This is a genomic window from Halomonas sp. SIMBA_159, assembly GCF_046536035.1.
In the GTDB taxonomy this organism is placed as follows: domain Bacteria; phylum Pseudomonadota; class Gammaproteobacteria; order Pseudomonadales; family Halomonadaceae; genus Vreelandella; species Vreelandella venusta_A.
Map to the genome: position 1 here is coordinate 1 of NZ_JAWJBT010001395.1, position 243 is coordinate 243.

Consider the following 243-nt stretch of genomic DNA (forward strand, 5'->3'; position numbering starts at 1 on the left):
CTGCATAAAACAATAACGACGGTGTCTCCAAGCTCAAGCCTGTATCCATCTGCTCGAGCAAATTCTTGTCTTGCAAGACGAAGCTAGTCTCTGCATCATTGCGTGGCGCGATTTCGATCCATCGCATGCCGTCGGTTTCCGCGTCCTGTATGACCACAAAGTCCATCTTTTCTGTCCAAAACGCGACTGCTGCATCCTGATCGCGTACATACACCATGACCTGTCCAATTTTTGAAATCATCG

At 48.6% G+C, this 243-nt stretch carries 1 protein-coding gene; it reads right to left on the bottom strand.

Annotated elements, in window-relative coordinates; genetic code table 11:
- On the bottom strand, nucleotides 1-217 hold a 217-nt coding region (locus R0J87_RS23825; protein ID WP_498889494.1), incomplete at its 3' end, for a VOC family protein.
- Nucleotides 218-243: the final 26 nt, after the last annotated feature.